Here is a 13063-nt window from a genome sequence, read left to right as displayed (position 1 = left end):
CTTTAGACCGGATTCGCCGCCCTGCCAAATAACTTGGTCTCACCGGAAGCCCAGGTTCCGCAATGCAAAGAATAGCTGGAACGTGTTGCCGCGCCGCGCGTCGCCCGCATCGATGAAATCGCGCCGCCAGGTCGCGCCGAATTCGATGCAGTCGTCCGAATAGGCGATGCCGAGTCGTGTGCGGATCGGTTCGAACCCGTCGGGCTGGAACACCGGATCTTCGGCGGCATCGGTGAGGTTGAACACCCCCGATCCGAAGGCCGACCAGCGCCGCCCGATGGCCACACGCGCAGCCACGCGCAGCTCCTCGCGGTCGCGCAGGTCTTCCACGGTCTGGATGTCGCGGTTCAGCCGCAGATAGCCGACTTCGACATAGGTGCGGCGCGAGCCGATGGCCGCGTCGATCTCGTTGCGGCGGATCGCGAGGTTGTCCTTGTCGAGCCGGAAGCGGTGGGTGACATTGAGGAAGTCGCGGTAACGGATCTGGGTGCGGCCGACAAAGTCGGACACCCGGTCTGACAGGCCTGCGCCGGGCGGAAAGATCTGCTCTTCGGGCTCGTCGAAGCGATAGGACTGGCCGATCGTGGTCGACACCTTCCAGCCCGGGCGCTGCAATTCCCAGTCCACCCCCCAAGTGACGCGGGTGCCGTCTTCCACCCGGTCGTAGCCGGGGAAGCGGTTCAGGGCGAAGAGGTTCGAATCCTCCAGATCGATCGCGCGCGCGTCCTCGTTGGGCAGATCGAGATTGCGCAGCTTGGGGCTGGCGACGAGCTGGACGCGCGGCTTGAACACCTGGGTCCCGCCGAAGATCTCGCCCACAAAGGGCCATTCGATATCGAGCGCCGCAGTGGCGATGCCGCGTGTCGTCCAGCCTTCGGTGCCGCGATAGCTCGGGGTCGTCGTGGCGAGGATATTGTCGGTATTGTAGATGTCGCCCCGCACCAGTGCGGTCAGCGTTACCATCTGGCCAAGCCCGGTCAGCCGCCGCAGGTCCCACCGGGCTCCGGCAAAGGCGCGCTGGGTATCCTGCCCGTCATTGCGCAGGAGCGCGAGGCTGTTGACCTGCAACTCCACCTTGCCGCCCAGCACCGGATCGGCCACCCGCTGGCGGAAATCGAGCGCGGGCAGCGCGAGCGGGATCTGGCCCTGCTGGGCATTGATCCGCAGCGTCTGCGTGGCCCACCCGGCGAGCGAGAAATAGGAGTTTTCGGTGATCCGCTCGAGATTGATGGTCGAGCGCAAGCGGTCATCGCGGCTGAGATCGTAGCGGCGCAGGAAGGTGCGGTCGCTGGCGAGGCGGATCGATCCGGTCAGGCTCCAGTCCGGCGAGAACTGGAAGCGGCCATTGCTCTCGATATAGCCGCGCAGCTGGTTCTGGAAGCTCTGGCCGCCAGTGAAGTCGGTCAGGCGGTCGCTGGCAGTGAGATAGCCGGTGATCTGATAGGCACCCTTGTCGGTCAGGTGCCGCCAGTTGGCGCTCGCCATCGGGGCGACGCTGGAAAAGACATAGGCGCCCAGCGTCAGATCGCGGTTATCGCCAAGCCGCCAATAGTACTCGCCATTGAGCTCCAGCCCGTTGACCTGGCTGATGCGGAAATCGGGGACGAGAAAGCCGCTTTCTGCCTTGCCGTCGGTGCGCAGGGCAAGACCGGGGAGCGGCAGAATGCGCGCGCCGAACAGCTCCAGCATCGCGCCGGTGAAGCGCACCCGCTGGGCCTTCTGGTCAAAGGTGACGCGGGTGGCGGTGATGCGCCAGCTCGGGTTCTTGGCGCAGCCTTCGTCATCCGTGACAGCGCAGGCCGAATAGGCAGCATCGGCCAGCACCGCGACGCCGTCCTCGCCCCGTTCGGCCGAGCGCGCGGCAAGGCGGCCCCCGGCGCGCAGAGCGATCAGGAGCTCGGCCATGGCGCCGGCCTCGAAGGTCTCGGTCAGCTCGACCTGATCGGTGAACAGCTGGTTGCCGGCATCGTCGACCAGCCGGATATTGCCGCTGGCGATGATCTTCCCACTCTTGCGGTCCCACACGACCTCGTCGGCGCGCACCGAGCGATCGTCCGAGCGCAGGATGACATTGCCGCGCGCGGTGACGGTTTCCGTCTCGTTGTTGTAGGCGATCTCTTTCGCCTCAAAATCGATCTGGCGCGGCGCGGGGGTTCCGGCCTGCGTGGGAGCGGCAACCGGCTCCTGCGCGGCAAGCGGCGCGGCGCATCCCGAGAGGGCAAGGGCAAGGACAAAACGTGGGCCAGCGCCCCGCGTTGGCACGCGCAGGGCGGTATCCGCGGCCTTGCGCGTCTCCACTGGCGAGCCTCCCGACATGGCCTTGCCTATTGCACCGCTCGCGCCTAATCGCAATCGCGTTTGCCGCCTTGTGCGCACGGAATGTCGCACCTGCCGGACACCGTGACAGCCACCCGGCCTGATGCTTTTTCGGGAGACCCCATGCAGATCCTCTTTACCGCCACGCCGCCCGCCGATGTCCGCCTTCAGGCGCGGATCGTGAACCAGGGTGCCAGCCTCACCGGGCTCGATCAGGCGCTGGTCGAAGGGGCAGCGGCGGCACGCTTTTCAGGGCGCACCGGACAGGTGTTCGAAGGCTTTGCCAGCATCGGCGGCAAGGTGCAGCGCATCGCGCTGGCGGGTGCGGGCGAGCCCGGTTCGGCCGAGCGCAAGCTCGAACTGGAGCGCGCAGGCGCGGCGCTTACGGCCAAGTATCTCGTCTCGGGCGAGACCGCGATGGTGCTCGATCTGGCGGGCGCGGGGCTTTCGGCCGATGATGCGGCAGCGATGCTTCTTGGCCTGCGCCTTCGCGCATGGCGCCACGACACCTATCGCACACGGCTTCCCGCCGACAAGCGGCCGAGCCTTGCCACGGTCCACGTCATCGGCGAGCCGGACGGCACGGAAGGCGCCTGGGCACGCGAGCTCGCACTGGCCAAGGGCGTCGAGTTCACCCGCAAGCTGGTGACCGAGCCTGCCAACATCATCTACCCCGCAACCTTCGTCGCCGCTTGCGAGGAAGCCTTCGCGGGCACCGGCGTTGAAATCACCGTACTGGGCGAGGCCGAGATGACGGCGCTTGGCATGGGCGCGCTGGTCGGCGTCGGGCAGGGGTCCGAGCGCGAATCGAAGCTGCTGGCGATCCGCTGGAACGGCGGTGCCGCCGGAGACAAGCCCACCGTCTTTGTTGGCAAGGGCGTCACCTTTGACACCGGCGGTATCTCCTTGAAGCCGCCGCCGGGCATGGAAGACATGAAGTGGGACATGGGCGGTGCCGGTGCGGTGGCAGGGGCCATGCTGGCGCTTGCCGGTCGCAAGGCCAAGGCCAATGTGATTGGCGTCATGGGCCTCGTCGAGAACATGCCTGACGGCAAGGCGCAGCGTCCGGGCGACATCGTCACCACCATGAGCGGCCAGACCGTCGAGGTGCTCAACACCGATGCCGAAGGGCGGCTGGTGCTGTGCGACGCGCTGCATTGGGCGCAGGAGCAGTATGATGCGGCGCGCATCGTCGATCTTGCCACGCTGACCGGCGCGATGATCATCAGCCTGGGCAATGAATATGGCGGGATGTTCGCCAATGACGATACGCTCGCCGCGCAGCTGAGCGAGGCTGGCCTTGCCAGCGGGGACAAGCTGTGGCGCATGCCGCTCGGCCCCAATTACGACAAGATGATCGATTCCCCTGTAGCCGACATCAAGAACGTCGGCCCGCGCGAGGCCGGATCGATCACCGCCGCGCAGTTCCTGCAGCGATTCATCAAGGCCGGCACCCCCTGGGCGCACCTCGATATCGCGGGCATGGTGTGGGCATCCAAGCCCGGCCACAGCTGGGACAAGGGCGCGACCGGCTATGGCGTGCGCCTGCTCGACCAGTTTGTGCGGGATGTGGTCGAGGGTTGATCCGCATTTCCGGCCTCAAGTAGCGCAGCGGTAGGCCGGGCTGGCCTCAAGTAGCGAAGCGATAGGCCAACAATCATGCCGAAGATGCGCAAAAAAAGCGACCTGCCGTCCAAGACCTGCCTCGCCTGCGGGCTGCCGTTCTCGTGGCGCAAGAAGTGGGAGCGGGACTGGGACAATGTGAAGTATTGTTCCGACCGCTGCCGCCGAAGCCCTCAAGTAGCGAAGCGGTAGGGCAACAAGGACTCCGCCGTATGAAAATCGATTTCTGGCAGGTCACCGACGATCCGGTCGAGAAGGTTGTCACGCTGATCGCCCGCCGCGCGCTGGGTGAGGGCGAGCGGGTGCTGGTCGTCTCGGATAATCTCCAGCAGCGCGAAGCCATTGCGCGCGCGCTGTGGCAGGCGGGACCGGAGAGCTTCCTCGCCAATGGCGAGGCGGGCACACCCGGAGCCGAAGCCCAGCCGATCCTCCTTTCCGCCGAACCCGTAGCCGCCAATGACGCAAGCCACCTGATCCTTGCCGACGGCCATTTCCGCGACAGCGAAGGATTTGCGCGGGTTTTCCTGTTATTCCCTCCCGACGGCGCGCCTGCGGCCCGTCAGGCATGGCGCGCGCTTGACGGGCGCGAGGGTGTGACACGGTCCTACTTCGCACAGGAAGAAGGGCGCTGGGTGAAGAAGGGCTGATTTTTCGCAGGCAGGGGAAGGAGCGCAAAATGCGGTTTGCGGCATGGATCATGGCAGGCAGCGCTGCCGCATTGCTGGCGGCCTGCGGATCGGAAACCTCGGGCGAATTCACCACCCAGACCGGCGAGAGCGCGGAATACACCATCGATGAAAAGAGCGGCGAGACCCGCATGACGGTTGACGGGCCGGATGGGCCGGCCACGCTGCGATCGGGGGCCGAGGTTCCGCTCAGCCTGCCCAGGGGTTTCAGCCTTTATCCCGGAGCCAAGGTCGTCACTAACACGGTGGTGAAGAAGCCCGATGGCGAGGGCGTGATGGTGATGTTCGAGACCCCTGATGCCCCTGACAAGGTGATCGCCCATTATCGCCGCGAGGCCGATGCGGCGGGCATCGCCATTTCGGTCGCGATGACGACCGAGCGCACGGTCATGATCGGCGGCGAAGATGATGGCGGCCGGCTCACCTTCTCGGCCAATGCCAATGCGGGGGCGGGCGATGGCGAGCCGACTTCGGTGCAGCTGATCATCGGCAGGAAGACGGGCGGCTAGGCGGCGTCTTTTGCAGGGCCACGGGGCGCTTGCCATTTTGCAGCGCAGCATCTAACGCGCGCGGCCAATAACCCCCCTCTTAAAAAAGACGTTCACAGGAGCATAGTCATGGCGGTCACCCGCACCTTTTCGATCATCAAGCCCGATGCCACCCGCCGCAACCTGACCGGTGCGGTCACCAAGATGCTGGAAGAAGCCGGCCTGCGCGTTGTCGCCTCCAAGCGCATCCACATGACCCGCGAGCAGGCCGAAGGCTTCTACGCTGTCCACTCCGAGCGTCCCTTCTTCGGTGAACTGGTCGAGTTCATGATGAGCGAGCCGGTGGTGGTGCAGGTGCTCGAAGGCGAAGACGCCGTCACCCGCAACCGCGACATCATGGGCGCGACCAACCCGGCCGACGCTGCGCCGGGCACGATCCGCAAGGAACTGGCGCTCTCGATCGGCGAAAACACCGTCCACGGTTCGGACAGCGAAGAAAACGCCGCGATCGAAATCGCGTTCTTCTTCAAGCAGGAAGAAATCGTCGGCTGATTTTCAGCGCTGACACGATGCAAAGGGCCGTCCCGCGAGGGGCGGCCCTTTTGTTTTGGGCTCAACCCGCCTGAGAAAATCGCGCGAGTTGTTCGGCATGGGCGCGGTGGTGGCCTTCTTCGCTTGCCGCCATCACCTTGTGCATCGCGGTGAGCGCCGCATCCGGCAGCGGCAGGCCGAGCGCGGCATAGCAGCGCGTGATTGCGCCCTGCCAGTCTGCGCCCAGCTCCTCGAAAGTCAGCCGCGCCACCGGCCCCTGCCAGCTTGCCAGCACCTCGGTCATCCGTTCCTCTCGCAAGGCAATCTTGTGCTGCCAGCGCGCTTCGATCGCGCCGATTTCGCAACTGTCCGACTGCACTGCCATCTGGTTCGCCGCGAGGCTGACCGCGCTCTTGAGCACTGCGCTGCGATCACGCTGGGCAATCACCAGTCGCGCGTCGGGGAATTCCGCGAGGAGGGTGTCCAGATCCTCGGCAAAGGCGGGTACTTTCATCACGCGCGGCTTGTCCGCAAGGCCGCGATGGGTCGCGTCGGTTTTGAGGATGCGGGAGAATTCGCGGTAGACGGGGGCGGGGTCCCGGGCCTCGCTCCATGCCGAATAAGACGGGATGTGCCACTGGCTTTCGTAGATCGAGTGGTGGAGCGCGGCGGAGATCCACGCCAGTTCCTCCTCCACCTCGGCCGGAGCCATGGGGTGGATCGATTGCAGCCACGGATTGAGCAGGCCGAGCATTGTCAGCTCGGTCGCGCTCACCAGCCGGTTGAGCCCGAAACGCGAGGGCACGGGGTGATAGGCGTCGCAATAGCGGGTGTGCGAGAAGGCCGGATCGGCCGCCAGCAGCTTGTGAATGCGCGTGGTGCCCGAACGCATGTGGCCGATGACGATGATCGGCGGCGCAAGGCGGGTTTCGAGCAATGCGGGCCGGTCGTGCCACAGCTGCCCGAGTGCGAGGCGGTTCTTCACCGCACGGTGCAATTGCCCGAAGGCCATGGCGCGGCCCAGCGGGTTGAGATCGGCCTCGGCAATCATACTCGCGCACAGCCGTTCGAACCGCTCGCGGAAATCGGCGACGTCTTCGTCCGGGCGACCGCCATGCTCGGCGGCCTCGGCCTCGGTGCCGAAGGGCTTGGCGGCGAGCGCCCACAGGGCTTGCGGATCGAGCGCGGGCGGGGGCAACCAGCCGCGCTCCCACGCCTTGCCCAGAAAGTCGCTTGCCCGCTGCGCCAGTGGACCGCGTGCCAGCAGGTGATCGCGCACAGGAGGTGCCATCAGAACTCGTCCGCGATGTCCATCAGGCGGCTGAGGCGCTTGGGCGCCGCGCCCCGCCAGCTGCGCTCCAGCCATGCCGCGACCTCGTCCCAGTCCACGTTCGCGCGGTTGAGGATGATCCCCACCCATCCGCTGGCGCCGTAATAGGCGGGCTTGAAATAGACCTCCGGCTGGCTCTCGACGAGGTTCAACAGCTCGTCCATCGAGCCGGTGCGCACCAGCAGGGCGATGTGGGGGGTGCCATGGTGCTGATCGGCGAAATAGGCGAAATACTTGCCGCTCTTCTCCCCGCCGACGCGAAAGCCCGGGCTGCCATGGCTCTCGCGCTCGTCGGTTTCGGGAAGGGCGAGGGCAGCCGCGCGCACTCGCGCCAGCAACGCCGCCGGATCGCGCCAGCGGGCGACATATTCGGACACTGCGCGGGGATAGAGCTGGTGCTCGGCAAAGCGCACGCGCTCGGCGAGGCTCGCGGGGGTGTCACCGGGCGCGATGGCGACTTTGGCTTGCGCCAGCACCTCGCCCGCATCGAGCTCAGGGGTCACCAGATGGACGCTCGCCCCGGCATGGCTGTCTCCCGCCGCAATCGCGCGGGCAAAGGTGTCGAGCCCCTTGTATTTGGGCAGCAGCGAGGGGTGGATATTGAGCATGCGGCCCGCCCACCGCTCGACGAAGCCGTCCGACAGGATGCGCATGTAGCCTGCAAGGACGATATAGTCCGCGCCAGCCTCAAGCACAGCGGCTTCCATTGCGGCATCGTGGCCCGCGCGGTCCATGCCCTTGTGCGACAGCGCGAAGACCGGCACGCCTTCGAGCGCGGCAAGGGCGAGACCGGGTGCCTCGGGATCATTGCTGGCGACCAGCACCACCTCGTAGGCCGCGTCCGCCATCCGGCTGGCATAGAGCAGCGCGGCCATATTGGTGCCCGCGCCGGAAATGAGGATGGCGATGCGGGCCTTATCAGCCAAGATGCGTCGCGCTCCAGTCCGCCTTGGCCGACCAGGTTTCCACAGAGCCGCGCACGGTGCAGCCCTTTTCGCCCTCTGCGATGTGGCCGACACTGACCACGGTCTCGCCTGCCGCTTCGAGCCGGGCGGTGACCTCGGCGACCTTGTCTGTTGCAACCGCCAGCACCATGCCGACTCCGCAGTTGAAGGTGCGGGCCATTTCTTCCGGCTCGATCGCGCCCTGCGCCTGAAGGAAGGCCATCAGACGCGGCTGCGGCCACAGATCGGCATCGACATGGGCGTGTGCACCCACCGGCAGAATGCGCGGTATATTCTCGAGCAGCCCGCCGCCGGTGATGTGGGCGAGCGCGTTGATATGGCCTTCGCGGATAAGCGGCAGCAGGCTCGCGACATAGATGCGGGTCGGCGCGATCAGTGCGTCGATCAGCAGCTGGTCCTGATCGAACAGGGCAGGGCGATTGAGCTTCCAGCCCTTGTCCGCCGCCAGACGCCGCACCAGCGAGTAGCCGTTGGAATGGACGCCGGACGAGGCAAGGCCGATCAGCACGTCGCCCGGTGCGACCTTGTCGCCGGTGAGCTGCTCGCCGCGCTCGACCGCGCCGACGCAGAAGCCCGCCAGATCATAGTCGCCCGGCGCATACATCCCCGGCATCTCCGCCGTCTCGCCGCCGATCAGCGCGCATCCGGCGATCTTGCAGCCCTCGGCAATCCCCGCGATCACGCGTTCGGCGACCCCGTTCTCGAGCTTGCCCGTGGCGAAATAGTCGAGGAAGAACAGCGGCTCCGCGCCCTGCACGATGAGATCGTTGACGCACATGGCGACCAGATCAATGCCGACGTGATCGTGCCGGTCATGTTCGATCGCGAGCTTCAATTTGGTGCCTACGCCATCATTGGCGGCTACCAGCAGAGGGTCGGTATAGCCCGCCGCCTTGGGATCGAAGAACCCGCCAAAGCCGCCCAGCTCACTGGTTGCGCCGGGGCGTGCGGTGGCCTTTGCCAGCGGGGCGATGGCTTTGACCAGCGCGTTGCCGGCGGCGATCGAAACACCCGCATCGGCATAGGTGTAGGGAGAGTTCTTGATCGTCATACACGCCCCATAGCCTTTCGCGCTTGGAATTCCACCCGCCATTGGGCAAAGGGTTTGGCGTTTCCCCAATGCGTGCCGCTTCCGCCCTGTCCGGCCCTGATGCCGCCCCCGCAGCACCCGCTGCTGCGCGCCGCTGGCTGCGCCCGGTCGCCTCCGCGGCGCTGGCGATTGCGCTGCTGGGCGGCGGCTATGTCCTGCTGGCGCAGGTGGCAGGGGAACGCGGCATCGCGCCGACGGCAGCAACCTCCGACATAGAGGTGAAGGGCGTCAGCGTCGATGTGACGGCCGGCAGCGCCGAGGAGGCGCGGGCCAAGGGCTGGCGCGACGCACAGAAGCTCGCCTGGGCCAAAGTCGGCGGACCGCAGCTTTCCGAAGGCCAGCTGGATGCGCTGGTCTCGGCCATCGTGATCGAGCGCGAACGGCTCGGGCCCCGGCGCTATATCGCGACCTTGGGCGTGGTGTTCGATCGCCAGCGCGCAAGCTCCTATCTCGGCGGCGGCCCGCAGGCTTCGCGCTCGGCGCCGATGCTGCTGATCCCGGTCGAGGTGAGCGGCGGGGCCTACACCACTTACGAACAGCGCAATGCGTGGCAGCGCGCCTGGGCCGAGTTCAATCCCGGAGCCAGCCGCATCAACTATGTCCGGCCGAGCGGGGCCGGAGGCGATTCGCTCTTGATCAATTTCGGCCAGACCGGGCGGCATAGCCGCGTATGGTGGCGCAGCACATTGGACCAGTATGGCGCCTCGGACGCGCTGATGGCTTTCGCACGGCTCGATCATCAGTTCCCAGGCGGGCCGGTGAGCGGCACCTTCACCGCGCGCTACGGCCCTGACAGCCGCCCGCTCGAAAGCTTCACCCTGAAGGCGGACAATCCCGACGCACTGCCCGCTATGCTCGCTCAGGCGGTGGAGCGGATGGACGCGATTTTCACCGCAGCGCTTGCCTCAGGCAAGCTGCGCCCCGACCCGAGCCTGCGGCTTGGCTCCGGCGGGGTGATCGATCCGGCGATTGCCCGCCTGATCGAGATCGGCCGAGCCGCGCGCGAACGTTCTGCCGCCGAGGCCGCTGCTGCTGCGGCCGGCGTGCCGCGGATCGAGGCTCAGCCGATCACCGGGATCGAACCGGGCGAGGTGATGGTTCGCACCATCGTCGTGCAGTTCGCCACGCCTGATGCGGGCGCTTTCGACAATGCCATCGGCGCGGTGCGCTCCGCCGGCGGCGTGCGCGGAGTCGGCGTTACCAGCACCGCGATCGGCGGCACATCGGTGATGAGCGTGAGCTTTGCCGGATCGCTGGACGAGCTTGCCGCCGCGCTCGAAGCGCGCGGATTTTCCGTGCGGCGGGGGGCAAACGCGCTCGCCATCAGCCGTTGATGACGGGGCGCGAGATGCTGCGCGCATGAGCCGCCGTTCCCCCTCCCAGATCGCGCTGCCGCTGAGCGCCGGTGCATCCGCCGAAGCGCGCCGGATCGTTGTCGGCGCGGCCAATGCCCATGTCATCGAGGCCTTGCAGGAACCGGCACGCTGGCCGTTCCATGTCGCCGTGCTGACCGGCCCGCCGCGCTCGGGCAAGAGCCTGATTGCGCGCTGGGCGCAGGGTCTCGCGGGGGCGGAGCGGCTCGAGGTGATCGACGATGCCGAGAGCCTTGACGAGACCGCGCTGTTCCATCGCTGGAATGCGGTGCAGCAGGGCGGAGTGCGCGAAAGCGGGGCCTTGCTGATCATCGTCAACACCGATGAAGAACACGGCGGCTGGCGTATCGGGTTGCCCGATCTCGCCTCGCGCATCGGCGGCTCGCTCCAGCTGGAAATCGGCGCGCCCGATGATGCCTTTGCCGCCGATCTGATCCATGCGCTGGCCGAGCAGCGCGGCCTTAGCCTGCCCGATGGGGCTGCGGAATATTGCGTGCCGCGCACCATCCGCAGCTTTGCCGCAATCGAGGCGCTGGTAGCGACAATCGACCGCATTTCCCTTGAACGCCAGACGCCTGCCACCATGTCGGTGTGGCGCGCGGCGCTTGAAGCCCTGCACGGGCCGGAGCAGCAACGCCTGTTCTAGGCGCGCGCGAGTTGCATCGTGCGGCGAATGATGGGAATGTGAGAGGCCATGTTCGAGGATCTGATCAGCTATCTGGACTCGGTTCGCGCGCGCGATCCCGCGCCGCGATCGCGCTGGGAGATCCTGCTCTATCCCGGAGTATTGGCGCTCGGTTTCCACCGCATCGCGCACTGGCTCTTCGAGGCGCAGCTGTTCTTTGCAGCGCGCTTCGTGAACCATTTCTCGCGTCTGCTGACCGCGATCGACATTCACCCGGGGGCGACCATCGGGAAGAACTTCTTCATCGACCATGGCTTTACCGTGATCGGCGAGACGGCGGAGATCGGCGACAATGTCACGATCTACCAATGCGTCACGCTGGGCGGTACCAATCCTGCCAATGGCAAGGGCGGCAAGCGCCACCCGACCATTCGTGACAATGTCATCATCGGCTCGGGCGCGCAGATCATCGGGCCGATTGTGGTGGGTGAGCGCGCGCGCGTGGGCGCCAATGCAGTGGTCACCGAGGATGTGCCCGCAGGCGCGACGATGATCGGATTGAAGGCCCGCTCGACACTGGTTCCGGCCGAGGAATGGCTCCGCGAATTCATTCCCTATGGCACGCCCTGCGATGATCCGCCTTGCGATGAACAGGGTCGGTCAAGCCGGGACTGCGTGGAAAAGCTCGAGGGCGAAATTGCCGCTCTGCGCGAGGAAATGGCAGTGATGAAGGCGCTGCTCGCCGAGCGCGAAGCCGCGCCTGCGCCGGTGCGCGTGCGCAAGAGCGGGACGAAGGACTAGGCTTGAGGTGAGGGATTGAGCAGTTCTGGGCAGTTGCCGGGTCTTGCCGGACAAGCGGTGGCCTTTCCCGGCCGCGGGGCGCAGCAGGTCGGGTTCGAACGCGCTGAACTGATGCGCATCCTTGATCTTTACGGACGGATGGTCGCTGCCGGGCAGTGGCGCGACTATGCGATGGATTTCGATCGCAACGCCGCCACCTTCGCTGCTTTCCGCCGCGCCGCCGAACGCCCGCAGGCGCGGGTGGAGAAACGCCCGGCCTTGCGCGGCAAGCAGGGCATGTGGACGTTGTTCGGGGAGCATGGCCAGGTGCTCAAACGCGGCCATGACCTGGCCAATGTCCTCGCGCCGATGGAGCGGCGGCTGCTGAAGGCGGTCGACGACTAGGCTCGCTCGAAAAGGGGGAAATGCGTGAAATCTTGGGTTCGTCTGGGGCTGCTCGCCGCGCTGGCGGCTGCTGTTCCCGTGATGCCTGCGCTGGCGGGGGCCAAATACACCGCGCAAGGCTTTGCCATCGATGCACAGCAGCCCCCGCGCGTGGTTGTGGTGCGGCCGATGATCTTCGTTGGCGTGCTCGATTCGCAGAACCGCCAGATCGGAGACCCGGAGTGGCTCGCCGAGACCCATATCAATCTGCAGGCCGCACTGAAGCGCAACCCCTCGGCCAAGGCAGTCCAGTGGCGCTTTGCCGACTGGAACGCGCCTGACTCCAAGCCCCTGTCGGACGCCGTGTGGCAGCCAGCGCGTTTCATCAACGGCGATCTGATCTTCAAGGTGCCGCAGGGCACCATGCCGGTGAAGCCGGGCGAGGATTGGCAGAAGCGGCTGAAGGCCATTCCCAAGGGCTACTACGAATATGCCCTGCCGACCGGCGCGGTTGAGGAGTTGCGCGCAAGCGATCCCGAGGCGCAGTTCGCCCTGCTCATCAACATGCACGATGCCTACACCACCGACGGCGCCAAGCTCGCGCGCCTGCTCGGAGGGATGGGCAATGTGCTGAGCGAGGGGGTCAACACCATGGCCCTGCCGCCGCATCACGGCTTTGCGATGCTGATCGACCTCAGCAACGGCAGGATCGTGTGGTTCTATAATGACGGCGCTTTTGGCGGTGATCTGCGCAAACCCGCATCCGCCGACAAGCGCGTGGCCCAGATGCTGACAGGCTGGCCGCTGCCGCGCTGAACGGGATGCAAAGCAAAAGGCCCGCCCCCTCGCGGGGACGGGCCTTGATGGTTCGC

At 66.4% G+C, this 13063-nt stretch carries 14 protein-coding genes; 10 read left to right on the top strand and 4 right to left on the bottom strand.

Features of this window, described 5'->3' with window-relative positions:
- Positions 1-39: 39 nt before the first annotated feature.
- Positions 40-2316 (bottom strand): LPS-assembly protein LptD, encoded by a 2277-nt coding sequence (locus tag RSE14_RS05315; RefSeq protein ID WP_416379364.1) that lies wholly within the window; start codon positions 2314-2316, stop codon positions 40-42.
- A gap of 123 nt (positions 2317-2439) precedes the next feature.
- Here RSE14_RS05315 and RSE14_RS05310 point away from each other — a divergent pair, with 123 nt between their 5' ends.
- The 5 genes from RSE14_RS05310 to ndk all read left to right on the top strand — a co-directional run bounded on the left by RSE14_RS05310 (position 2440) and on the right by ndk (position 5665).
- Positions 2440-3900 carry a leucyl aminopeptidase gene (locus tag RSE14_RS05310; protein ID WP_324076191.1) on the top strand — a complete coding sequence of 487 codons (1461 nt, stop codon included), beginning with the start codon at positions 2440-2442 and terminating at the stop codon, positions 3898-3900.
- A 75-nt stretch (positions 3901-3975) separates the two neighbouring features.
- The gene (locus RSE14_RS05305; RefSeq protein WP_324076190.1) at positions 3976-4131 is read left to right on the top strand and encodes a DUF2256 domain-containing protein; all 156 of its coding nucleotides are present in this window, start codon (positions 3976-3978) and stop codon (positions 4129-4131) included.
- Positions 4132-4151: 20 nt separating this feature from the next.
- Positions 4152-4586: a DNA polymerase III subunit chi gene (locus RSE14_RS05300; protein ID WP_324076189.1), complete on the top strand. Its 435-nt coding sequence runs from the start codon at positions 4152-4154 to the stop codon at positions 4584-4586.
- A 29-nt stretch (positions 4587-4615) separates the two neighbouring features.
- Positions 4616-5134: a hypothetical protein gene (locus tag RSE14_RS05295; RefSeq protein WP_324076188.1), complete on the top strand. Its 519-nt coding sequence runs from the start codon at positions 4616-4618 to the stop codon at positions 5132-5134.
- Between the two features lie 108 nt (positions 5135-5242).
- Positions 5243-5665: a nucleoside-diphosphate kinase gene (ndk, locus tag RSE14_RS05290; protein ID WP_324076187.1), complete on the top strand. Its 423-nt coding sequence runs from the start codon at positions 5243-5245 to the stop codon at positions 5663-5665.
- Between the two features lie 61 nt (positions 5666-5726).
- On the opposite strand, the gene RSE14_RS05285 is transcribed toward ndk, so the two are convergent.
- From RSE14_RS05285 to purM, 3 genes are read right to left on the bottom strand one after another with little or no spacing between them, the layout of a single operon-like run.
- Positions 5727-6935: a sulfotransferase family protein gene (locus RSE14_RS05285; RefSeq protein ID WP_324076186.1), complete on the bottom strand. Its 1209-nt coding sequence runs from the start codon at positions 6933-6935 to the stop codon at positions 5727-5729.
- Positions 6935-7900, bottom strand: a complete 966-nt coding sequence (gene purN / locus RSE14_RS05280) for a phosphoribosylglycinamide formyltransferase (protein WP_324076185.1) — start codon at positions 7898-7900, stop codon at positions 6935-6937. Before purN ends, RSE14_RS05285 begins: the two co-directional genes overlap by 1 nt.
- The gene (purM, locus tag RSE14_RS05275; protein ID WP_324076184.1) at positions 7893-8990 is read right to left on the bottom strand and encodes a phosphoribosylformylglycinamidine cyclo-ligase; all 1098 of its coding nucleotides are present in this window, start codon (positions 8988-8990) and stop codon (positions 7893-7895) included. The genes purN and purM overlap by 8 nt, the downstream gene beginning before the upstream one ends.
- Before the next feature lie 68 nt (positions 8991-9058).
- Here purM and RSE14_RS05270 point away from each other — a divergent pair, with 68 nt between their 5' ends.
- Genes RSE14_RS05270 through RSE14_RS05250 form a run of 5 tightly spaced genes read left to right on the top strand, consistent with a single transcriptional unit; the run spans position 9059 to position 13007 of the window.
- The gene (locus RSE14_RS05270) at positions 9059-10363 is read left to right on the top strand and encodes a heavy-metal-associated domain-containing protein (RefSeq protein WP_324076183.1); all 1305 of its coding nucleotides are present in this window, start codon (positions 9059-9061) and stop codon (positions 10361-10363) included.
- 25 nt (positions 10364-10388) lie between these two features.
- The gene (locus RSE14_RS05265; protein ID WP_324076182.1) at positions 10389-11048 is read left to right on the top strand and encodes a P-loop NTPase family protein; all 660 of its coding nucleotides are present in this window, start codon (positions 10389-10391) and stop codon (positions 11046-11048) included.
- A 48-nt stretch (positions 11049-11096) separates the two neighbouring features.
- Complete coding sequence (epsC, locus tag RSE14_RS05260) at positions 11097-11828, top strand: serine O-acetyltransferase EpsC (RefSeq protein ID WP_324076181.1); 732 nt, start codon at positions 11097-11099, stop codon at positions 11826-11828.
- A 15-nt stretch (positions 11829-11843) separates the two neighbouring features.
- Entirely contained in the window at positions 11844-12212 is a 369-nt protein-coding gene (locus tag RSE14_RS05255; RefSeq protein ID WP_416379363.1) for a DUF2794 domain-containing protein, read from the top strand.
- A 24-nt stretch (positions 12213-12236) separates the two neighbouring features.
- A complete protein-coding gene (locus RSE14_RS05250; protein ID WP_324076180.1) occupies positions 12237-13007 on the top strand; it encodes a hypothetical protein in 771 nt (256 codons plus the stop codon).
- Positions 13008-13063 lie beyond the last annotated feature (56 nt).

The organism is Erythrobacter sp., assembly GCF_035194505.1.
GTDB lineage: Bacteria > Pseudomonadota > Alphaproteobacteria > Sphingomonadales > Sphingomonadaceae > Erythrobacter.
The sequence above is the reverse complement of the archived record's forward strand: the minus strand, read 5'-3'. Positions and strand labels throughout refer to the sequence as shown.